Genomic DNA, 20,443 nt, shown 5'->3' with positions numbered 1-20,443 from the left:
TAGCCCCATGGGAAGGAGAGGCCGGCACTGCATCTCTATTCCCATGCATCTAATAAGTCTAAGAATGAGAAATAGTTTAATGAATAAACAATCGATCCAGATTGCCCTTGCTTACATGTCCGTCGTTATTGGTGGTGGTTTTGCTTCCGGCCAGGAGGTACTCCAGTTTTTCACTGGCTATGGGCTTATAGGCATTGTCGGCACGCTGGTAAGCGGTCTGATGTTTGCTTTCCTCGGCATGCAGATCGCTCGGGTCAGTTCGAAGATGCAAGCGAGCTCGCACAAGGAAGTTCTCTACATTCTATTCGGTGCCCGCATCGGTCTGGTCGTTGATGTGGTGTTGTCTTTCTTCCTCTACGGTGTCGGCGTAGTGATGCTGGCCGGCAGCGGTTCGATCTTTGCTCAGCAGTACGATCTACCTCCCTTGTTCGGCGGCGTACTCATGACGGTATTGGTGATCGCTACGCTGTGCATGAACGTGAAGCGCATCATCGACTTGATAAGTGCGGTAATGCCTTTCCTGCTGGCGATGGTGCTTATCATCACCACTTACTCGATCTTCAGTTACAACGCCCCAATCGAGACCCTCGACGCAGTTGCTCGTGAGAACAACGAAACGGTTACTGGCAACTGGTTTGTGGGAGCCTTGCTGTATGCATCTTTCAACATCGCTGTAGGGTTCCCGATGCTGGCTGTCATTGGTGGCATGACCAAGCAACCCAAAGCCGCCGCAATCGGTGGCGTACTCGGTGGTCTCGGTCTGGGTGCGTTGATTCTGCTGTTGAACATTGGCCTGTTCGCCAACATCAACCAATTGCAAGGCATCGAAATGCCCTCCCTGGCACTCGCAGAACGTATCTCGCCGATTCTTTCGGTGGTTATGTCGTTGGCATTGGTTTGCATGGTCTATAGCACGGCAGTGGGGATGTTCTTTGCTTTCAGTGCCCGCTTCGCCAAGCCTGAAACTAAACGCTTCAAGGTGATTAGCGCAGTCTCGGTATGCATAGGTCTGGCCTTGAGCCTGGGTGGCTTCAGCAAGCTGGTAGGCACTGTCTACCCACTGCTGGGCTACGTCGGTTTCGCCTTGATCCTCTCTATTTGCTTCAATTGGCTACGCAGCCGTTCCATTGCCAAGGCGCAGAAAGCTGCGTTGGAAGCTGTTTCCTAAGCCCTCAAACCTCCGAGCAGTTGTTCGGAGTTACCTACTGGGAACGGCAGTAGACCGATCGCCGCCCCTTTTATTGAACCCCGCCTCGAGCGGGGTTTTTATTGCCTGGAGATTTCTCAATGGCCGACATCGCCATCTTTGACGACGAAGCGTTTTCTGTTTCGTCGCTGACCGCTGCCATCAACGAACAACCGTACCAACCCGGGCGCCTGAGCAGTCTTGGCCTGTTTCAGGAAGAAGGCATCACTACCCTGACCGTGCAGATCGAGAAGGACGGCGACACTCTGGCCCTGGTGCCGGCCGGTGAGCGCGGCACTTCAGGTCTGATCGTCGGCGCGAGCAAACGCACGCTGATCCCGTTCAACACTGTGCACCTGCCGGAACGCTTCACCATCAAGGCCGATGAGATTCAGGGCATCCGCGCCTTCGGTACTCGCAGTGAGTTGCAGGCCGTGCAGGACGTGGTCAATGCGCGACTGTTGAAAGCCCGTCGCCAGTTGGACGTCACCCATGAATTCCAGCGAGCCGGTGCCTTGAATGGCCAGATCCTCGACGCGGACGGCAAGACCGTGCTGATTGATCTGTACAAACGATTTGGTGTTGACCGACAACGTATGTCGATGGGCATGACCAAGGCTGGCACCGACTTTCGCGTCAACTGCGGTATAGCCCTGGATCTGCAGGAGGATGCGCTTGGCAGTGTTACCAGCACCGGCGCACGGGCGTTCTGCGGCAAAAACTTTTGGAACACATTGATGGGCCTTCAGGAAATCAAGGCTACCTATCTCAGCTCGGCACAAGCGGCTGCTCTGCGCGGCGATGCCCGCGAGAGTTTCGAGTATGGCGGCATTGTCTGGGAACGCTATCGCGGCAAGATCGGAAGCGTTGCATTCGTCCACGACGACAAAGCCCTGCTCGTTCCCGAAGGCGTGCCCGATCTGTACATCTCGGCCTTCGCCCCGGCCGATTACATGGAAACGGTCAACACCCAAGGCATCCCGTACTACAGCAAGATCGAGCCGATGCCGTTCAACAAAGGCATGGCCGGCGAAGCGCAGTCCAACCCGCTGCACATCTGCACCCGACCGCGTGCGCAGATCCTGCTGGAGCTGTAAGCGTGGGCATCCGCGATCTGGCGGCCGACATCGACAGCGTGATCTTCGACGTGCTGGCCGACACTGGCCACATCGAAGGCCGCGCCGAGCCGGTGCTGGGGATGTTCTCTGCACCGTGGAAACAGCCGCAGGTCGGTCGCCTAAATACGGCCATTCGTGAGCCACACTTTGTGGTGCGGGTGGCGGATTCAGACGGGCTGAGCAAAGGGCTAAAAGTCACCATCGACGTGCCTGAACTGGACGGCGGCGGTGATTACGACCTGTTGCAACTGGAACCCAGCGGCGACGGGCTGGTGTCGCTGATCTTGAGGAAACGTGCATGAGCATCGGCAGTTTCAGCGAAGTCAAAAAGAGCAGCGGCATGCTCCACATCCAGGCCTCGGCTGAGGATCTGAAAGCGTTTGCAGACTTGGCCATCCTGGTGCCCAAGGCTGCCGCCATAGCCCAGCGCCGGGCGATCAACAAAACACTGCGTTGGTTACGCGGAAAAATCGCCAGTGATGTGGGCAAGCAAGAAAAAATTGCAGTGAGAGCCGTGCGGCAGCGTTTGATCACTTACCCGGTGAAAGGCGGCTCAATGCGCGGCAAATTGTGGTTCGGCATTAACCCGCTGGAAGCCAGCCGGGCAGGGCGCGCCCGTCAGACCAAGGCGGGCGTGTCGGTGGCGGGGCGGCGTTATCAGGGGGCTTTCTATAAGAAGGTGTATGGCAATCAGGCTGACGTGTGGATTCGTACTGCGAGCAAGCACTTCAACCCGGCTGATTATCCTGATAGCGAGGTCTCATCCCGTACCGGGGGTAGCTCCGGTTTTGTCGGTGAAAACAGTGACCGCTTCCCGCTGGCCAAAGCCAAAATCTCACTGGACGCCGTGCGCCCCCACTTCGACGCCTGGAGCCGCAAGGCCGACGAACGCTTGATGCACGTCCTCAAACAAGAGATGAACTTCGAACTGCAAAAATACTTGAAGGGGACGCGCCGTGTCTGAGCAGCCGTTTAGTCTCGACCTGCTGTATCAGGCCATCGAGCAGCACCTCCAGCAGCACTTGCCGGGTGTGCAACTGGTCAGCTTCTGGCCGGACATCCAGCAGCACATCCCGCTCCCGGCGGTGTTTCTCGACATTGCCGAGTTCGAGCCCGGTACTGACATCGGCACCGGTGAAACCACCCTGACCCTCACCTTTGAAGCGCGGGTGATTGTCGACGTGATCCGTGCCGACCACTACCCGCAAGCCGTGCACCTGGCCACGCAACTGGCGGTGCTGTTGCGTGGCCAATCGTGGGGCTTGGCAGTTGAAACGGCCGAGTTCCAGCGGTCGAGCCAGGACTGGACGCGCCCTGATCTGGACGGCTACACCGTGTGGCTGGTGGAGTGGACGCAGACGGTATTCCTCGGTGAACAGGTATGGCCGTGGCCCGATGAGCCGCCGGGCTCGTTGCTGATCAGCGTCAACGACGAAGAGTCGGTCGCACCGCAGGATCTGCCGTGAGCTACGCGAGTGCTGAACACGACCGCATGATCGCGGCTCTGTTGATTCCTTGCTACGTGGTCGCGGTGGACTTGGCCGCGTCGCCACCCGCCTGCCGCGTATCCACCGGCGACTGGACCAGCGCCTGGGTGCGCTGGCACAGCGTGGCGGCGGGCAAGGCCCGGCACTGGCGCGCGCCAAGTTTGGGCGAGCAGGGCGTGCTGTTTAACCCCAGCGGGCAGGCAGGCATGGGCACCTTTGTGCCGGGCCTGTACGGCGACGCAGGGGCACCGCCGGACAACCGCGACCACGTCGAAGTGTGGCGGTTTGATGACGGCGGTTCGTTGGTCTACGACTGGCAAGCCAAAAGCTACACCATCACCCTGCCCAGCGGCACCGTGACGATTGCGGTCGGTAGCAGTTCGGCGGTGGTCACTGACAGCGCCATTACTGGCAAGGCCGAAGCAATCAACCTGACCGGGAAAATCACCCTGAACGGCGACGTGGTGATCAACGGATCGATCTTGACCCACAACGGACTGAATGTCGGATCGACGCACACCCACAAAGGTGTGATCCCCGGCCCGGGAATAACGGGCACACCGTCTTAACCAACCTCGCTACGGCGAGGTTTTTATTACCTGGAGAACACCATGAGCAAAACACCTGACGACAAAGTTACCGAACCGGCTGCACCAGTCCTGCAAAAGACCGCACCGGCTCGCACTTTCCGCGACAAGGTCTACACCTCCCGCACCCTGATCCTGCCCGGCGGGGCCTCGCTCCCGGTCGCCAAAGGCCGCGCCACAGCAGTCGACGATCAGCAGTTCCAGTACCTCAACAGCCACCCGGATTTTGAACGCCTGACGGAGTAACCCGCGATGATCGGAATGGATCGCCACACCGGTGCGGCCCTTTCCGGCGTCGAGCATCTTCGCCAGTCCATCGGCGACATTCTTACCACCCCGGTCGGCAGTCGGCGCATGCGCCCGGCCTATGGCTGCCAGTTGCGCCGCTTTGTTGATATGCCGATCAACGCAGGCTGGAAAAGCGCGGTACAGGCCGAAGTCGCCCACGCCCTGAACCTGTGCGAGCCGCGTTTCAAGTTGCAGTCGGTGCGGGTGTCGGCGGTGCTTGATGGCGTGATCACTTTTGAACTCAAGGGCCTGTACCGGGGCGAGGGCGTAGCAATGGAGGTGAGCGCATGAGTACCGTGGACCTGTCGGCATTGCCGACCCCTGAGGTGCTGGAGTCGCTGGACTTTGAGGACGCCTATCAGGAAGAACTGGCGGTGTTTCGCAGCTATATGGGCGACAACTGGAACGCGGCGTTGGAGAGCGATCCGGTGGTCAAGCTGCTGGAGCTGGGCGCGTATCGGCGGTTGCAGATCCGGGCGCGGATCAACGACGCGTCCAAGTCGCTGCTGTTGGCCTACGCCCAGCGCACCGACCTCGATCACCTCGCGGCCAACGTACGGCTTAAACGGTTGGTGATTCAGGAAGCCGATCTGCAAAGCGTGCCACCGGTGCCGCAAGTGATGGAACTGGACGACGCATTACGCGAGCGTATCCAACTAGTGTATGAGGGCCTGACCACGGCCGGACCGCGTAACAGCTACATCCTGCACGCGCGCAACGCCTCGGCGCTGGTAGCTGACGCGCAGGCCGAAAGCCCGAGTCCGGCCCACGTGGTGGTCACCGTGCTGCATCTGGAAGGCAACGGCGTGGCCGACCAGCCGCTGCTGGACAAGGTGCTGGCTCACCTCAGTGATGAAGACATACGTCCGGTCGGGGACCGGGTCACGGTGCAAAGCGCCGAGGTGCAGGAATACCGCATTGACGCGGTGTTGCACATGGCCGGGACCGGCTCGGAGAACGAAGCGATTCTGGCCGAAGCCACCCGGCGCCTCGCGGCCTGGATCAACCCGCGTCGTCGCCTTGGCGTGGAAATCTCCCGCTCGGCGATTGATGCGCAACTGCACATCACCGGCGTCAGCCGCGTGGACTTGCCCGGCTGGGTCGACATCCCCCGGGCCAAGCATCAAGCCGCGTACTGCATTGGTTACAACGTGACCCAAGGCGGTGCCGGGTGAGCCTGCTTCCGCTCAACAGCACACAGTTAGAGCGGGGTATCGAAGGGGCGATTGATCACAACCCGGCGATTCCGATTCGCACCCTGTACAACGCGAAAACCTGCCCGGCGCACTTGCTGCACCAGTTGGCGTGGGCGTGGTCGGTCGACCGCTGGGACAACCGCTGGAGCGAGCAGGTCAAGCGCGCCGCCATTGAATCGGCGTTTTTCATCCATGCCCACAAAGGCACCATCGGCGCGCTGCGCCGGGTGGTCGAGCCGCTGGGTTATTTGCTGGAAGTGATCGAGTGGTGGCAGACCGTACCGATGGGGGTGCCGGGCACATTCGGGCTGAAGGTCGGGGTGCTGGAAACCGGCATCACCGAGGAAATGTACCGCGAGCTGACAGCCCTGATCGATGACGCCAAACCCCTCAGCCGCACGCTGACCGAACTGGTGATCAGCCTTGAAAGCACCGGCCAGCTCAACGTCTTTGCCTGCCTGTACGAGGGCGAGGTGATCGACGTGTACCCACCGGCGCCGCGCGACATCGAGGTCACGGGGCATTACGGCCCGGCGGGCCGCGAACATCACATTGAATTCCTGGACGTGTACTCATGATTGATCAAAGCAGCCAGTTCATGGCGATCCTCACCGCCGTGGGCGAGGCCAAGCAGGCCAACGCCGACGCGATGAATATCCCGTGGACGTTCTCGCAGATGGGCGTGGGCGATGCCAACGGCACCGACCCGCAGCCCAACCGGGCGCAAACCAAGCTGATTAACGAGCGTCGCCGCGCGCCGCTGAATCAGGTCAAGGTTGACCCGAAAAACACCAACGTGATCATCGCCGAGCAGGTGATCCCGGAAAACGTCGGCGGCTGGTGGATTCGTGAAATCGGCCTGTACGACGCGGACGGCGATCTGGTGGCGGTGGCCAACTGTGCGCCCAGCTTCAAGCCTGAACTGGCCCAAGGTTCGGGCAAGACCCAAGTGGTGCGCATTAACTTCATCGTCAGCAGCGCCGCCAACGTCACGCTCAAGATCGACCCGAGCGTGGTACTGGCGACCCGGCAGTACGTGGACGACCGCATCCTTGAAGTGTTGCCGCCGACGCGCAAGCCTGGCAGTTACACCAAGGTGCTGATCGACAAACGCGGCGTGGTGGTCGAGGGCAGCAACCCTGAGACACTGGCCGATAACGGGATCAAGGACGCTTACACCAAAGAGCAGGTTGATACCGGGTTGAAACTTAAGGCGCCTCTCAGCAGCCCGGCGCTCACCGGTTTGCCCACTGCGCCTACGGCTGCGATGGGCAGCAACAACCAGCAACTGGCCACCACCGCGTTTGTGCAAGCCACCGTCTCGGCGGTTATCTCGGGCGCGCCGGGTGCGCTGGACACCCTCAAAGAACTGGCCGACGCCTTGGGCGGCGACCCCAACTTTGCCAACACCATCATTAACGGCTTGGCAGGCAAGGCCAACAAAGGCACCACGCTGGAGGATTACAACATCACCAACGGGGTGCCGATCCGCAACCCGCTGGCCGGTGGCAGCCTGGATATTCACGGCGGCTCGTTCGCGTTTCTGTCAGCCAATCAAGAGGCGTCGGTCTGCCAGAATTGCTTTTTTAATGGCGCCAGTTGGATGCGTCATGACGTGTCGCGGCCTGCGGTGTGCATTGCGCTGGAGCGCGGTGCGCTGGTGGTGCGCAAGGCCGCCGCCGGGGCTAACCCGATTGTCTGGGGTGTCAGTGACGCGGTGATCGACGCCAGTAGCCTGACCTTTGCCGCGATCCGCAACAAACCTACCACCTTGGCTGGGTACAACATCCTTGATGCCTATACCAAGGCGGAAGTGACGACTGCCATTCAAGCCGCTATTTCAGGGGTGATCGACGGCGCACCGGGTGCGCTGGACACTATCCGCGAATTGGCGGCAGCCTTGGGCGGCGATCCGAACTTTGCCAACACCATCATCAATGGGTTGGCGGGCAAGGCCAACAAAGGCACCACGCTGGAGGACTACAACATCACCAACGGGGTGCCGATTCGTAACCCGTTGGGCGGCGGCAGCCTGGACCTGCACGGTGGGCAATTCGCGTTCGTGACCTCTGTGTCTGAATCCTCAATCGGGCAAAACTGTTACTGGAATGGCACCACCTGGTTGCGTCATGACGTGGCGGCCCCTGCGGTGTGTATCACGGTGGCGTCCGGTCGGGTGGTGATCCGCAAAGCCCCGGCCGGGGCCAACCCGATTGCGTGGGTGTCGTCACCTGAACTGGTGGACATCTCAATGCAGGCCTCGGTCGAAGAGGCTGAAGGCGGCAGCAACATCGCCCGCTGGATGAACCCCTTTTCGGTGGCGCGCTACGTGGCTAAAAAGGTGGTACAGGCCACGGAGTACGTGGCAGGCATCGCCGGGATCGCGTCGATTAATCAGGTCAACGCGGGCACCGATGACACGACGATGGTCACGCCCAAAAAGCTCAAGTGGGGCTTTTCGTTCAGCCCCACCCAAAACGGCTACTTCTGTTTTCCAAGTTGGCTGGGCGGGTTTTTGCTGCAATGGGGCTACGTCTACGAGTCGCAGGGTGCCACCGATTATCGGGGCTTCAACGTGCCGTTTCCTAGCGCCTGCTTCGGCATGGTCATGAGCATTGAAGCGGCAACCCAAGGCGGCCATGCCAGCGGCTTCGGCTATGTCACCCAAGTGATCGACCGCACGAAATTCATCTGGTCGGTCGGCGGCAGTCTGTCCGGCGGCGGCTATGGCTATTACTGGGCATGGGGGAGTTGAGCATGACGGATCGTTACTACCTGAATCTGGCCGAGGACGGCCGGGTGCTGATGCGCTATGACACGGTGATCAACGGGGAGGATGTGCCTGAGGGCGCCACGCCGGTGACACGTCGAATCTTTTCGCAAACACTGAGCGGTGGGAAAGGCACGGCTTACCTGACTGAGGCAGGCAAGGTTGAATTTCGTGTCATTGACCTCCTGAGTCCTGAAGACCGCGCAGCCAGTGATGAACGGGCATGGCGTGACGCCGAGGTCGAGTCGGTCAAATGGCTGCGTGAACGGCACCGGGACGAAGTCGATCTGGGCTTGGACACCACGCTCACACTGGACCACTTCAAGGGGCTGCTGAGCTACCTGCAAGCGTTGCGTGACTGGCCGCAGTCGTCGGACTTCCCGACATTGAAATATCGACCTGTGCGGCCCGACTGGCTCGCCGAACAAACCTGATAACGCCCAACCTGAGGCGTTTTTGTATCCACCGTTTGACCCATACACGCCTCGCACTGCGGGGCTTTGTTGTTTCTGGAGAGTACCTGTATGAGCACAGCCAGCCGTTTCCACGGCGTTACGGTCACGCTGGTCGACACCGGCGCGCGCACCATTGCGCTGCCGTCGACCTCGATCATCGGCCTTTGCGACACCTTCACCCCGGGCCTCAAGGCCACCGCCAAACCCAATGACCTGGTGCTGCTGACCAGCGAGCGCGAAGCGGTGGCCGCCTTCGGTGAAGACTCAGCCATCACCCGCGCCGCCAAAGCCGTTTTCTTGAAAGCCAAAGCCGTGATCGTCGCGTGCGGCGTGGCCCAGTTGGAAGACGACGCGCTGCAAACTTCGGCCATCATCGGCGGCGTGTTGGCCTCGGGCCAGCGTACCGGCCTGCAAGCGCTGCTCGATGGCAAAAGCCGGTTCAACGCCCAGCCGCGGCTGTTGATCGCGCCCAAGCATTCCGCCACGCAAGCGGTGGCCACCGCAATGGATGCACTGGCGGGCAAGTTGCGCGCCATCGCCATCGTCGACGGCCCCAACACCACCGACGAGGCGGTGCTGGCCTACGCGCAGGAGTTCGGCAGCAAGCGCATTTACATGGTCGACCCGGGCGTGCAGCAGTGGGACACGATCACCAGCAAGACCCTCGACGCCCCGGCCTCGGCGTTCACCGCTGGCCTGTTCGCCTGGACTGACACCGAGTACGGCTTTTGGGCCTCGCCGTCGAACAAAGAGTTTGTCGGCATCACCGGCACCACGCGCCCGATTGAGTTCCTGGAAGGTGATGAAACCTGCCGCGCTAACCTACTCAACAACGCCAATATTGCCACCATCATTCGCGACGGCGGCTACCGCTTGTGGGGCAACCGTACGCTGTCATCTGATTCGAAATGGTCGTTTGTGACACGGGTGCGCACCGTCGACATCGTGATGGACGCGATTCAGGCCGGACATAAATGGGCGGTCGATCTTCCAATCAACAAGACCTACGTCAAGAACGTTACAGATGGTCTGGATGCGTTCATGCGGGATCTGAAAAACCTCGGCGCGGTGCTGTATTTCGAGGTGTATGCGGACCCTGAGATGAACACGACCAGCCAGCTGGAGCAGGGCAAAATTTACTGGAACATCCGCTTCACGGACGCCCCGCCTGCTGAGAACCCGAACTTCCTCGTTCAAGTGACCAATCAGGGTCTGACTGAAGTCGTGGACACCGCCGCCTAAGGAGGCCGCTCAATGATTCCTCAAGTGCTTTTTGATACCAACCTGTTTTTGGGCGGGATCAGTTTTTCCGGTGATGTGCCGTCCGTGACCCTGCCCAAGTTGACCGTTAAAACTGACTCGTTCCGGGGTGGCGGCATGGGTGGCGAGATTGAGATGGACATGGGACTGGAGAAACTGGAGTCCAGTTTCGTCACGACCGGCGTCCGCCGCGAGTCCATGAAGTACTTCGGTCTGGCTGATCAGACCAGCTGCAATGCCGTGTTTCGCGGAGCTTTTAAAGGTCTGGGTGGCAAGGTCACCCCCGTGATCGCGACGATGCGCGGCATGCTCAAAGAACTGGACATGGGCGACTGGAAACCCGGCGATAAGGCCGAGAACAAGTACGCGATGGCCCTCCAATATTACAAGTTGGAAGTGGACGGTCGTGTGATGTACGAAATCGACATGGTCAATTGCGTGCGCGTAATTGATGGCGTCGACCAAATGGCAGATGTACGCAGCGCCCTGGGCCTTTAAGGAATTCCCGCATGACTACCAACACTGAAAAGAAAATCCCGACTTGGCTCACCCTGACCGACGAAGGCGTCACCATCACCCTGCGTTACCCAACTGAACTCAACCATGTCAAAACCGACAAGGTGGTCATGCGCGCGCCGACCGTTCGCGATGTGCGGGCAGCGGGCGCGGTCTCCGGCGGCGATGCTGAAAAGCGCGAATTGCAGCTGTTCTCCAGCCTGACCGAAATCCCGCCCGGCGATCTGGAAGGGCTTAAGGTGGTGGACTACAGCCGCGTGCAAGATGGCTATTTTCGTATGGTCGAAGAAAGCGAACTGTAACCCCCACACCCTGAAACAACTGGCCAAGCGCTTGGCGGCGGAAACGAGTTTTTCTGCCGCCGAGATCATGGACATGCCGTTTTCGGAAATGGTCTGGTGGCTCACGGATTGAGCCACCTGCCGCGCAACCACAGGGTAGGGCGTACAAATGGCAAACAAACTCGCGCTCGGGCTGGTGATCGGCGGGGCGGTCAGTTCCACCGTGGGTTCAGCGTTCAAAGACGTTGAGGGCCGGATCAAGAAGCTCGAAGCGGCCGGGGCCAAAGCCCGGGTCATGCAACGTCAGATCGGCGACACCATCCGCTTGCGCAACGAGTGGAAAAAAGCGCACGACAGCGGCGCCGCCGGTGCGTCCACGCTGCTGACCAAACTCAATTCCAACCTCGACAGCTTGCGCAAGCAGGGGATCGAGGTCGGACGGCTCGACCGGGCCTATCAAATGCTCGGCCGTACTGCTCGGCAGGCGGATCTGAAAGCCAAGGGTCACGCACAAATCAACGAAGGCCGGGCCAGCGTTAAAAGCACGGTCGGCCGGGCAGCAGTGGGGGCGGCAGCACTGGCGGTGCCGACCAAAGTCAGCGCCGATTACAACGCCATCATTCGTGACATCGCAATCAAGGCCGGTATTGCCAATGCCCCCGAAGAAAAGCAGATGTCGCGCACCATCATCGACACCTCACGCGATACCGGGTTGGCCCGCAACGAAGTGGCCAACGTGGTCAACGAACTGGTGGGCGCCGGTATGGACTTGGCCAAGGCGCTGGAATACGCGCCAGTGGCAGCCAAGTTTGTAGTGGGCCAAGGCTCAGGCAGCGCCGAAACGGCGAAGATGATCAACGCCCTCGGGCAGAACGCCAAGATCACCGACGCCAAGGAAATGCAGCAGGCACTGGAGGCCATCGCGTTTCAAGGGCAAGCGGGCAGTTTTGAAGCCAGTGACATGGCACGCTGGTTCCCCGAGTTGTTGGCCAACATGGGCAAGCTGGGCATCACCGGTATGGACGCCGTCACGCAACTGGGCGCCATGCTCCAGGTGCAGATGAAAACAGCGGGCGGCGCCGACGAAGCGGCCAACAACATCAAGAACTGGATGGATAAAATCGGTTCGTCGCAAACCGTCGATGCCTACAGCAAGGCCGGGATTGATTACGAAGGCTCGATGCGCACCGGCCTGCAAGAGGGCATGTCGACCTTAGAGTCGAGCATGGCGTTGGCTAAAAAGTACATCGAGACCACCGACCCCAAACGCGCCGCCAAAATGGCCGCAGCCACGGCGCAAATCAGCAAGGAGTCCAACCCGGAGAAAGCCAAGGCCATGATGGCCTCGCTGGAGCAGGCATTGCGCACTGGCGACCTGTTCGCTGACATGCAAGTCAAGGCCGCGCTCACCGCCTACATGCAAAACAAGGAGCTGTACGGCCAGCTAAAGCGCGAGTCGCGCGAAGCCACTGGCATTCTCGACAAGAACCTGGCCGAGCGCCGCGAAACCTCGTCGCAAAAATGGGCCGAAATGGCGCAGTCGATGGACGACGCCATGCGCTCGGTGGGCGATGCGATCTGCCCGATCACCGACGGCGTGGCCGAAGGGCTGACCACGGTGGCCAAGGGCATCACCTCACTCAGTGATCGCACCCCCGGGTTGGCAATGGGGCTGACGGTGCTGGCCGGTGGAGCGCTAACCCTGCAAGGGCTGCTGGGGTCGTTCAAGATCGGCAAGGGCTTGTTCAACCTCGCGCGCGGCGCAATGGGTGGCCGCGATGCCAAGGGCGTGCAAAAGGTCTTTGTGACCAACGCCGGTGACGGCGACGACAAGGACGATAGTAAAGGCTCCAAGGTGCTGGCCCTCGCTGAGATCGGGTTGAAAGCGTTCGGCGGTAAAAAGGACGGTGATGACGACAACGAGGAAGGCGGCGAGAGCAAAGGCTTTGACCCGATTGATACCGGTCTGAAACTGCTCGACGTGTTCCGTGAAGCAAAAAACGATGATGACGGCGGCGAAGACTCCGGGCCGCAAAAGGTGTTTGTGGTCAACGCCGCAGCCATGGGCGGCGGGGGCGGTGGAGGCGGCGGTGATCGAGGTCGGCGCCGTCGCGGCGGTGGCAATCGCAACGGACGTCGCCGGGGTGGTGGTGGTGGTGGGCCTCGTCCGCCGCGTCCGCCCGTGCCGCCTGTTCCACCGGTTCCGCCCGTACCACCGGGTCGCCTTGGTCGGGTGATGGGCTTTGCCAGCAAGGTGGGCAAGGTCGGTAAATTGATCCCGGGCGGGTCGCTGCTTGAGGGCGGCATGCGCGCAATGGACACCTACCAGAACGCCGAAACCAAGGAGGAAAAAGCCGAAGGCTACGGCGCCGCAGCGGGCAACATGGCCGGTGCGCTGGCAGGGGCTGCTGCCGGTGCGGCCATCGGTTCCGTGGTGCCGATTTTGGGCACGGCGGTCGGTGGCTTGATCGGCGGCATTTTGGGCAGCATGGGCGGCGAGTCGGTCGGTGCTTTTGTGGGCAAATCGTGGTTCGGCTCGGACGATGAAAAACCGGCCGAACCTGAGAAACCCGAGGCCAAACCTGCGGGCGAGCCACCGGCGCCGGTGGTCAAATCCGTGTCGTATGACCCGAACGATCCAGACTCGAAAGACCCGTTCCTGTTGCCGCACTTTGCCAACAAACCGCGCTTTCCCGGTGCGGACTTGGTGCCTCCGAGTGCGTTGCCGGCACAAACACAATTACCGGCGCCGGTGGTCAAGCCGGTGTCCTATGACCCTGATGATCCTGACTCGGCTAATCCGTTTCTGTTGCCGCACTTTGCCAACAAACCGCGCTTCCCGGGCGCGGACCTGGTGCGGCCCAAATCGCTACCGCCTGAAGGCTCACTTGGTGCCAGTGCATCACGCGAGCTGCCCGGTGCAGTCAACATGGGCGACGTGGTGCGCTCGTTTGCCAGCGCCGCGCCTGCGGGGGCGCTGGCCATGCCGCCGAAGGTGGAGCCGGTGCTCAAGGTCGAGCCGCCGAAGATTGATCAGAAGATTGATGTTAAGGCTGACCTGGTCATCAACGTGCAAGGCGACGTAAAAGACCCGGCCGCACTGGCCCGGGAGCTACAGCCGCACCTGCAACGGCAGATCGAGCAAATCAACCAGCAGATGTCGAGCCGGAATCTGTACGACCAACCGCATCTGTAAGGAGGGCACGCATGGCCTACATGGAACAATTGCAGTCAGGGTTGAAGTACCTGACTGCGGCCGGGGAAACCGGGCGTCGTAGCCTCGACGGCATGCTCGGGCCGGTGAACGGCGCCATTGGTGAAATCAGCGGCGCCGCCTCCGAACTGAGCGACTTGCCGTTTATTGGTCCTGCGGTAGGGGCCAAGGTGCAACGGCTGATGCGCGGCGTTAACGCGGCACAGGCCAAGGTCGGCGCGGTGGTGGCCACCTACAACAAAGCCACCCGCGCAGCCTCGCAGATCGAGGAGCGCCTCGGTGTACTCAAAGAACAGGCGGGCAAGGCCGCGACCGCGATCAACAAAATCGCGGGTAAGGTCAGCCCGTCACTGGCCAACATCGTGCCCACCGGCGCGCTGGGCGCAGACGCGACCCCGGCCGCCGAAGCGGTGAAGCCATTCCCGCACCTGCTGATCATGCAACCGCTCAAGCCCGGATCGACACCGTTCTACTTCAACCTGGACACCGCCGCCTTCGACGAACTCAAGCGCTCCAGCGAATTCCGCTGGGCATCGCAAGAGCGCCTCAGCCGCCGCCCGGCGCAGCAAGCGGTGGGCATGGGCGAAGAACGCATCACCCTCACTGGCGCGATTTTTGGCGGGTTCAAAGGCGGCATCAAACAACTCGACACCCTGCGCAGCATAGCCGCCCAGCTTCAACCGCTGGGCCTGACCACCGGCTACGGCGAGGTGCTGGGCAACTGGTGTTTAAAAAACATCGAAGAAGAACAGAGTGCCCTGCTACAAGGCGGCATCCCGCGTAAACAGGGCTTTACCTTGGAGTTTGTGCGCTATGGCGACGACCTGCAGAACGGCTAGCGGCGACGTACTCGACACCATTTGCCAGAACTACTACGGCCACCTCAACGGCACGGTCGAGGCCGTGCTCGATGCCAACCAAGGGCTGGCCGATGAGGTGCAGCCGTTCAAGGCCGGGCTATTGATTCACCTGCCGGATTTGCCCGCGCCGAGTGATGAGGTGGTGATGCTCTGGAATTAACCGCGTTTCGTTACGCGTAACGCTCAACCACTCAGCTCGCCATCGCGCGGGCTTTCTTTTGTCGGGAATTCGCCTATGACCCCCACCTTCCGCATCGTCGCAGACGGTGCTGACATCACTGCGCTGATCAACGACCGCCTTCTGTTGCTGCGTACCACTGACAAACCCGGCATGGAGTCAGACGACTTTGAATTGCGCATTGATGACCGTGATAGCGCGGTGTCATTGCCCAGCCGTGGAGCGAGCATCGAAGTATTTCTCGGCTACAGCGGCACCGCCTTAACCCGCCTCGGGCGCTACACCGTAGACGAGGTCGAGTTGTCCGGCCCGCCCGATACGCTGGTGATCCGGGGCAAAGCCAGCGACATGCGTGGCAGTGGCAAGACCACGCGCAGCGGCAGTTGGGAAGGGGCGAGTCTGGCCAGCATCGTCAAGGACATAGCTGCGCGTAACGGCTGGTCGCCGGTGTGCCCGGTCGACACCGTGGTGCCTCGCGCGGACCAGCTCAGCGAATCCGACTTCAACTTCATCACCCGGCTCTCCAAGCAGTTCGACTGCACCGCTAAAGTGGCGGACGGCAAGCTACTGGTGATGCAGCGCCAAGGTGGACAAAGCGCGAGTGGTACAGCGCTGGGGACCATCACCCTGACACGTAGCGACGTCAGCCGCTGGCAGTTTCGCCTCGGTGATCGCAGCGTCCACAAGGCGGTCAGCACCAAGCATCAGGACAAGAAAACCGGCAAGTTGGCCATCGTCACCTTGGACAACGACGAAGCTCCTGACGGCCTCCCGCCGGTGCACACCGACCGTCACATCTATCCCAACAAATCCGCCGCCGAGCAGGCCGCCAAAGCGCGGCTGGCCGCGTTCAATCGCTCGACCGCTGCTGTGCGGTTGGAAATGCCCGGTCGTACTGACCTGTTTGCCGAACGCACCATCAATGCCCAAGGCTTCAAGACCGGGCTCGATGGCGAGTACCTGGTGGACTCGGTGGAGCAGGTTTTCACCCAAAGCGGCTGGAGCACCACCGTCGAATGCAATGGCGGCAAGAAAGGCAAAGCCAAGGCCAAAGGCAAGAAGCCCAAAGCCCCGCTAAAAGTCGTGCAGCTACAAGCAAATTAATGCCACACACAACCCGCCCTGTGCGGGTTATTCATTAGGGCAAGTCTATGTCGATCACCCAGCAACAACTCCAGCAGATCCTCCCCAACCCCGGCCAAACAGCCGGCGTTTTTGTTCCTGTGCTAAACACCGCGATGGTTCGCTTCCAGATCATCGGGACGAAGCGCGTCGCAGCCTTCATCGCCCAGATCGGCCACGAGTCCGGCCAGTTTCGCTACGTGCGCGAGCTGGGCAGCGACCAGTACCTGAGCAAATACGACACCGGCTCACTCGCCAAGCGCTTGGGCAACACGCCCGAGGCGGACGGGGACGGCCAGAAGTATCGCGGCCGGGGGCTTATCCAGATCACAGGCCGCGCCAACTACATCACATGTGGCGAAGCGCTGGCCCTTGATCTGGTCAACCATCCCGAACTGCTGGAAAAGCCGCAGCATGCGTGCATGTCAGCGGCGTGGTTTTGGGCGAGCAGGGGGCTCAACACCTTGGCCGACGCGGGTCAGTTCGACAAGATCACGCAACGCATCAACGGTGGCCAAAACGGCGCAGCAGATCGTCAGGTGCTGTACGCCCGGGCGCTCAAGGTGTTGGCGTGAAGCTCGATGCGGTGAAGTGGGGCGGGGCATTGCTAGTGATGCTCGGTCTCATGGCCTGCAGTGCCTGGATGGCATGGACGTGGCAGGCCAACGCCTTCGGTCAGCTGTTAGCTGCCAAAGAAACCGCCTATCAAACTGAGCGCACCAATCTGGCCAATGCCAACTCAGCGCTAATCCTCGCCGAACAAGGCAAACGCCTCGCCCTGGAGCAATGGCTGGCAGCCAGCGACCAAGCCCATTATCGAGCCCTTACCGATGAGAAAACTAAACAGGAACGCCTGCGTGATCGCCTTGCTACTGCTGACCTGCGGCTGTCAGTCCTACTCGACACCACCCCCGCAACTGGTAGTGACGGAATGCAAGCCACCACCAGCCCCTGCGGCGTGGTTTCTGGAACCGCAAGAGCCCAACTTGACCGAGCGCATGCTCAACGAATTATCAGAATCACCGGCGACGGCGATCAAGGACTGATCGCGCTGCAGGCCTGTCAGGCCTACGCCAAAGAAGTCTCACGCACGAAATAAAAGGAGCGGCCGGGCTGGATGCGTCAACATCCAGCCCGGCCACCAAACCCGCAGATTATCCCTGCAAGCCCAGTCAAGGCTCCTGCTCCGTGCACAAAGCGGAGCGAGCCTAGAGTCTGTCTATCCATAGACCGACCGTCTTATCCATCTGTTCCCACACCACGAATGCCACGTAGAAGTCTTCGCCGGCGGCGGGGCGCTTTACTTCTTGCGTCCGCAACAAGGTATCAGGACAGATCTTCGGTACCGCTACTACAGTTCCAGCAATCAACCTGTTGCGCATTGAAGAAAACCTGTCAGCAGTCTGAGAGCAGTTGTCAGGCACCTACGTTGAAAACATGCGCTGGCTTGAGTGCGCTGTACGCTAAGACCGGCCGCATACCTTCCACTACATGGATTCGCCTTACTGGCAGACCGCGAGCTACGGCGTGGACTTCCCATTTGAAAAATATGAACCCATGGCTGATTTTATGCGGAGCTGTAAAGGGAAGGTGATAGTTAGCATCAACGACCAGCCGGATTCGGCAGGTGTATGAAGGGTTACATTTTGATACGACAGAGATTCGGTACACGACCACGAATCAGCCGAAGGGAAAGGCTGAGGTGACGGGGGAGTTTATTGTGATGAAAGGGGAGCTGGAGGATTTAGGAGGAGGTAGGTTGGTAGGTTTGAAGCCGATAGCAGTCCGTGATGAAAGGCTACTATCGGCCAAGAGTATACATGGGCACGGGTAAATCAATCTCCCTTCGCTTTACCAGTAATGCTAAAAAGACACTTTTCTCTGGGAGGGCCGAACCATGACGGGAGAGGTAGGGTTTTGTGATTGGCGTCCATGGTCTGAACGAACAGAACTCGCAGGGAAGAATCTGCCAGGCGTGTACGTCATCGCGCGTAGTAAAAAGAAACCTGACAACTACCGGATAAACAACGATTTCATCATCTACATTGGGGAAACGACAGGCCAGACGCTGGCAGACCGGTTGCGTCAATTCAACACTTCGGCGTTCAGCGAACGGCCCGGACATTCCGGAGGCAATACTTTCAGGTTGATCCTTCTCGAAACGACGCCACTTGAGCATATTTGGGTTTCGGCCTGTCCCGTCGACATGGGGCAACCTTACACCACCGCCTACATTAAGCACTTAGAGCGAAAGCTGCTTTGGGAGTATGTGTGCACGTGGGGCAGATATCCAGATTGCAATCGCTCCTGACTAACGAGCTGCCTGTCCACGTGCTGATATCACTGTAGATGTCTGAGATTTATCACGCTACTGTAGTGTTGACAGTCCGCTTCTAGCCGATTCTGTTGAAAAAGTCGGTCCTTCCAGACTGCCTGCATACTGACCGTTGAAAAAGCCTTTTTTGCGCGCCGCTACGCGAAATCTGAGCCCGGAATCCTCTGTTCAACGTAAAGATTTCAATCTCGAGCACGTACTTTTCTGCCGTAGAAACCATGGCCGACTTTTTCAACAGAATCGGCCAAAACCAGTCGCTCAAAGGCGTCTACGAAAATTGGAGTGATTCACATTGAGGGTGATTTGCTGAATGAGCTGGCTGATCTGGGGTGTGTTGAGATTTCTGCTTGGATGCCAGGGCTGGTCTTGAAAGGGAATTCCCCAAGTTAGAGGAATCCAAGGAAATGTGGTGTACCGCAGCAGCCGGGTAGGTGTGGTACAAGTACGACCACTAATCTTCAGGTGTGAAAACCGGATCAGGTATCCGGCTTATTTTCAATTCGGAACAGCGACAAGGGAGAGTCGAGGTACTTACCGCCCAGTAAGATATCGGATACCTTGATTTCGCCTACGGCTTTTAGCTCATCAATAACACTACGAATATTACTTATCTTGTTTAGAATATCGTGGAGCCTCAGCGCGACCCTCAAACGAACCTCGCCCTGAGTATTATTTGGCAGCCTGCCGACCTTGTAAGGCTCGCCCCAGCCCTTGCGATCAATACACTTCAGCGAGAAGGACTTAACAATATCGAGCGCTGAGCTATAGCGATTATCATATTGAACAAGCTGGCCGATGACCTCGATCTCTTCAGGTTTTTCGAGGAGAATATAGGCATACACCGATTTACCTAGCGGATTCTCATTCTCTTTTCCATTTTGAAGTAACCATGAGTAAAGGGATTGAACCTCTGACTCAAGAGTGTCAAGCTTATTCGTCGCTACTGAGTCCTTCGAAAATCCAGACCTGAAACGCCAAAAGCCACTCATAACATAAACAAATATTAGGTTTGTATATGAGTCTAAAATTTCAAGACTTGCGGCCTCAAGGTAAGGCCTGTTGATTTTAGCCGAAAGTATCTGCGAACTTCGCTCACCAAAAGCAGACAAAGATTTTCTTGTGTCTATGTTTAAAAGCTCCAGATCACTACCTTGCTCTTGATAAGTAGTCAGGCCAACTATAATCTCGTCATATTTAATTTTAAGCTCGCCAGTTATGTATTGATTCTGAACTTCTACAACAGCGCTTATGTATTTTGACGTGTCTGCCTCATAAATATAATTATTGTGAATCTGAACAACTGAGGATGGGATTGTTGGAGTATCCTGACGTTCGAGATGACGTACAAATGAATTATTGCCGTCACGAACGATGTCCACGGCTTTAGAGGTGAAAACCCCATCCTGTACTGCAGCCCTAACGCTATTTTCGCTAAGCAACGTATATTTCGAAGTCATGGTCACCCCCTATTTGGCGCTGTATTCCTCAGTTGTCCCAAGGAGAGCGTCAAGATAGCGTCCTCCAAGTTGCATGTCATCTGGTTCGTCCCGGTACGATGGCAGGGTGGTGACGTCGTGCGTTCTCTTCTTT

General features: G+C 59.1%; 23 protein-coding genes and 2 pseudogenes. 24 read left to right on the top strand and 1 reads right to left on the bottom strand.

Features of this window, described 5'->3' with window-relative positions:
• The first annotated feature begins 79 nt into the window (after positions 1–79).
• The 24 genes and pseudogenes from TU86_RS14035 to TU86_RS13925 all read left to right on the top strand — a co-directional run bounded on the left by TU86_RS14035 (position 80) and on the right by TU86_RS13925 (position 18,829).
• Positions 80–1,168, top strand: a complete 1,089-nt coding sequence (locus TU86_RS14035) for a YkvI family membrane protein (protein ID WP_048364916.1) — start codon at positions 80–82, stop codon at positions 1,166–1,168.
• A gap of 119 nt (positions 1,169–1,287) precedes the next feature.
• Positions 1,288–2,283, top strand: a complete 996-nt coding sequence (locus TU86_RS14030; protein WP_048364915.1) for a major capsid protein — start codon at positions 1,288–1,290, stop codon at positions 2,281–2,283.
• A gap of 2 nt (positions 2,284–2,285) precedes the next feature.
• Positions 2,286–2,606, top strand: a complete 321-nt coding sequence (locus TU86_RS14025) for a head-tail joining protein (RefSeq protein ID WP_048364914.1) — start codon at positions 2,286–2,288, stop codon at positions 2,604–2,606.
• Positions 2,603–3,268, top strand: coding sequence for a hypothetical protein (locus TU86_RS14020; protein WP_048364913.1), 666 nt, complete (start codon positions 2,603–2,605; stop codon positions 3,266–3,268). Before TU86_RS14025 ends, TU86_RS14020 begins: the two co-directional genes overlap by 4 nt.
• Positions 3,261–3,770, top strand: a complete 510-nt coding sequence (locus TU86_RS14015; protein ID WP_048364912.1) for a hypothetical protein — start codon at positions 3,261–3,263, stop codon at positions 3,768–3,770. Before TU86_RS14020 ends, TU86_RS14015 begins: the two co-directional genes overlap by 8 nt.
• Entirely contained in the window at positions 3,767–4,360 is a 594-nt protein-coding gene (locus TU86_RS14010; RefSeq protein ID WP_048364911.1) for a phage baseplate assembly protein V, read from the top strand. The genes TU86_RS14015 and TU86_RS14010 overlap by 4 nt, the downstream gene beginning before the upstream one ends.
• Before the next feature lie 42 nt (positions 4,361–4,402).
• Positions 4,403–4,624 carry a hypothetical protein gene (locus TU86_RS14005; RefSeq protein ID WP_048364910.1) on the top strand — a complete coding sequence of 74 codons (222 nt, stop codon included), beginning with the start codon at positions 4,403–4,405 and terminating at the stop codon, positions 4,622–4,624.
• Between the two features lie 6 nt (positions 4,625–4,630).
• On the top strand, positions 4,631–4,957 hold the full coding sequence (locus tag TU86_RS14000; protein ID WP_048364909.1) for a GPW/gp25 family protein: 327 nt from the start codon (positions 4,631–4,633) through the stop codon (positions 4,955–4,957).
• Positions 4,954–5,841 (top strand): baseplate assembly protein, encoded by an 888-nt coding sequence (locus TU86_RS13995; RefSeq protein ID WP_048364908.1) that lies wholly within the window; start codon positions 4,954–4,956, stop codon positions 5,839–5,841. The genes TU86_RS14000 and TU86_RS13995 overlap by 4 nt, the downstream gene beginning before the upstream one ends.
• Positions 5,838–6,440: a phage tail protein I gene (locus tag TU86_RS13990; protein ID WP_048364907.1), complete on the top strand. Its 603-nt coding sequence runs from the start codon at positions 5,838–5,840 to the stop codon at positions 6,438–6,440. Before TU86_RS13995 ends, TU86_RS13990 begins: the two co-directional genes overlap by 4 nt.
• Positions 6,437–7,294, top strand: a pseudogene (locus TU86_RS22820) (phage tail protein); the annotation flags it as partial. The gene TU86_RS13990 and the pseudogene TU86_RS22820, both read left to right, overlap by 4 nt.
• Positions 7,295–7,465: 171 nt before the next feature.
• Positions 7,466–8,617 (top strand): gp53-like domain-containing protein, encoded by a 1,152-nt coding sequence (locus tag TU86_RS23715; RefSeq protein ID WP_420876375.1) that lies wholly within the window; start codon positions 7,466–7,468, stop codon positions 8,615–8,617.
• A gap of 2 nt (positions 8,618–8,619) precedes the next feature.
• Positions 8,620–9,066: a phage tail assembly chaperone gene (locus tag TU86_RS23295; RefSeq protein WP_238938308.1), complete on the top strand. Its 447-nt coding sequence runs from the start codon at positions 8,620–8,622 to the stop codon at positions 9,064–9,066.
• 90 nt (positions 9,067–9,156) lie between these two features.
• Positions 9,157–10,329, top strand: coding sequence for a phage tail sheath subtilisin-like domain-containing protein (locus tag TU86_RS13975; RefSeq protein ID WP_048364906.1), 1,173 nt, complete (start codon positions 9,157–9,159; stop codon positions 10,327–10,329).
• A 12-nt stretch (positions 10,330–10,341) separates the two neighbouring features.
• Positions 10,342–10,845: a phage major tail tube protein gene (locus TU86_RS13970; RefSeq protein WP_047280276.1), complete on the top strand. Its 504-nt coding sequence runs from the start codon at positions 10,342–10,344 to the stop codon at positions 10,843–10,845.
• Between the two features lie 11 nt (positions 10,846–10,856).
• Positions 10,857–11,165, top strand: coding sequence for a phage tail assembly protein (locus TU86_RS13965; protein ID WP_048364905.1), 309 nt, complete (start codon positions 10,857–10,859; stop codon positions 11,163–11,165).
• Between the two features lie 148 nt (positions 11,166–11,313).
• On the top strand, positions 11,314–14,340 hold the full coding sequence (locus TU86_RS13960) for a phage tail tape measure protein (RefSeq protein WP_048364904.1): 3,027 nt from the start codon (positions 11,314–11,316) through the stop codon (positions 14,338–14,340).
• A gap of 11 nt (positions 14,341–14,351) precedes the next feature.
• Entirely contained in the window at positions 14,352–15,197 is an 846-nt protein-coding gene (locus TU86_RS13955) for a phage tail protein (protein ID WP_048364903.1), read from the top strand.
• Entirely contained in the window at positions 15,172–15,378 is a 207-nt protein-coding gene (locus TU86_RS13950) for a tail protein X (RefSeq protein ID WP_048364902.1), read from the top strand. Before TU86_RS13955 ends, TU86_RS13950 begins: the two co-directional genes overlap by 26 nt.
• A 75-nt stretch (positions 15,379–15,453) precedes the next feature.
• A complete protein-coding gene (locus TU86_RS13945) occupies positions 15,454–16,500 on the top strand; it encodes a phage late control D family protein (RefSeq protein ID WP_048364901.1) in 1,047 nt (348 codons plus the stop codon).
• Positions 16,501–16,547: 47 nt separating this feature from the next.
• On the top strand, positions 16,548–17,093 hold the full coding sequence (locus TU86_RS13940; protein WP_048364900.1) for a glycoside hydrolase family 19 protein: 546 nt from the start codon (positions 16,548–16,550) through the stop codon (positions 17,091–17,093).
• Positions 17,090–17,617, top strand: a complete 528-nt coding sequence (locus TU86_RS13935; RefSeq protein ID WP_048364899.1) for a lysis system spanin subunit — start codon at positions 17,090–17,092, stop codon at positions 17,615–17,617. The genes TU86_RS13940 and TU86_RS13935 overlap by 4 nt, the downstream gene beginning before the upstream one ends.
• A gap of 142 nt (positions 17,618–17,759) precedes the next feature.
• Positions 17,760–18,271, top strand: a pseudogene (locus TU86_RS23150) (DNA adenine methylase); the annotation flags it as partial.
• Between the two features lie 144 nt (positions 18,272–18,415).
• Positions 18,416–18,829 carry a hypothetical protein gene (locus tag TU86_RS13925; protein ID WP_048364898.1) on the top strand — a complete coding sequence of 138 codons (414 nt, stop codon included), beginning with the start codon at positions 18,416–18,418 and terminating at the stop codon, positions 18,827–18,829.
• A gap of 500 nt (positions 18,830–19,329) precedes the next feature.
• Here the strand turns inward: TU86_RS13925 and TU86_RS13920 are convergent, their stop codons facing one another.
• Positions 19,330–20,310 (bottom strand): hypothetical protein, encoded by a 981-nt coding sequence (locus TU86_RS13920; protein ID WP_048364897.1) that lies wholly within the window; start codon positions 20,308–20,310, stop codon positions 19,330–19,332.
• Positions 20,311–20,443: the final 133 nt, after the last annotated feature.

Source organism: Pseudomonas weihenstephanensis, from assembly GCF_001043055.1.
Lineage (GTDB): Bacteria > Pseudomonadota > Gammaproteobacteria > Pseudomonadales > Pseudomonadaceae > Aquipseudomonas > Aquipseudomonas weihenstephanensis.
The sequence above is the reverse complement of the archived record's forward strand: the minus strand, read 5'-3'. Positions and strand labels throughout refer to the sequence as shown.

Excerpts from the sequence above, each read along its gene's own strand:
- TU86_RS13940 (WP_048364900.1), top strand. The coding sequence starts at position 16,548 with ATGTCGATCACCCAGCAACAACTCCAGCAGATCCTCCCCAACCCCGGC.
- TU86_RS13945 (WP_048364901.1), top strand. The coding sequence starts at position 15,454 with ATGACCCCCACCTTCCGCATCGTCGCAGACGGTGCTGACATCACTGCG.
- TU86_RS14030 (WP_048364915.1), top strand. The coding sequence starts at position 1,288 with ATGGCCGACATCGCCATCTTTGACGACGAAGCGTTTTCTGTTTCGTCG.
- TU86_RS13995 (WP_048364908.1), top strand. The coding sequence starts at position 4,954 with ATGAGTACCGTGGACCTGTCGGCATTGCCGACCCCTGAGGTGCTGGAG.
- TU86_RS13955 (WP_048364903.1), top strand. The coding sequence starts at position 14,352 with ATGGCCTACATGGAACAATTGCAGTCAGGGTTGAAGTACCTGACTGCG.
- TU86_RS13950 (WP_048364902.1), top strand. The coding sequence starts at position 15,172 with ATGGCGACGACCTGCAGAACGGCTAGCGGCGACGTACTCGACACCATT.
- TU86_RS13960 (WP_048364904.1), top strand. The coding sequence starts at position 11,314 with ATGGCAAACAAACTCGCGCTCGGGCTGGTGATCGGCGGGGCGGTCAGT.
- TU86_RS13920 (WP_048364897.1), bottom strand. The coding sequence starts at position 20,310 with ATGACTTCGAAATATACGTTGCTTAGCGAAAATAGCGTTAGGGCTGCA.
- TU86_RS14005 (WP_048364910.1), top strand. The coding sequence starts at position 4,403 with ATGAGCAAAACACCTGACGACAAAGTTACCGAACCGGCTGCACCAGTC.
- TU86_RS14035 (WP_048364916.1), top strand. The coding sequence starts at position 80 with ATGAATAAACAATCGATCCAGATTGCCCTTGCTTACATGTCCGTCGTT.
- TU86_RS14000 (WP_048364909.1), top strand. The coding sequence starts at position 4,631 with ATGATCGGAATGGATCGCCACACCGGTGCGGCCCTTTCCGGCGTCGAG.
- TU86_RS13970 (WP_047280276.1), top strand. The coding sequence starts at position 10,342 with ATGATTCCTCAAGTGCTTTTTGATACCAACCTGTTTTTGGGCGGGATC.
- TU86_RS23715 (WP_420876375.1), top strand. The coding sequence starts at position 7,466 with ATGCGTCATGACGTGTCGCGGCCTGCGGTGTGCATTGCGCTGGAGCGC.
- TU86_RS23295 (WP_238938308.1), top strand. The coding sequence starts at position 8,620 with ATGACGGATCGTTACTACCTGAATCTGGCCGAGGACGGCCGGGTGCTG.
- TU86_RS13925 (WP_048364898.1), top strand. The coding sequence starts at position 18,416 with ATGACGGGAGAGGTAGGGTTTTGTGATTGGCGTCCATGGTCTGAACGA.
- TU86_RS13975 (WP_048364906.1), top strand. The coding sequence starts at position 9,157 with ATGAGCACAGCCAGCCGTTTCCACGGCGTTACGGTCACGCTGGTCGAC.
- TU86_RS14020 (WP_048364913.1), top strand. The coding sequence starts at position 2,603 with ATGAGCATCGGCAGTTTCAGCGAAGTCAAAAAGAGCAGCGGCATGCTC.
- TU86_RS13965 (WP_048364905.1), top strand. The coding sequence starts at position 10,857 with ATGACTACCAACACTGAAAAGAAAATCCCGACTTGGCTCACCCTGACC.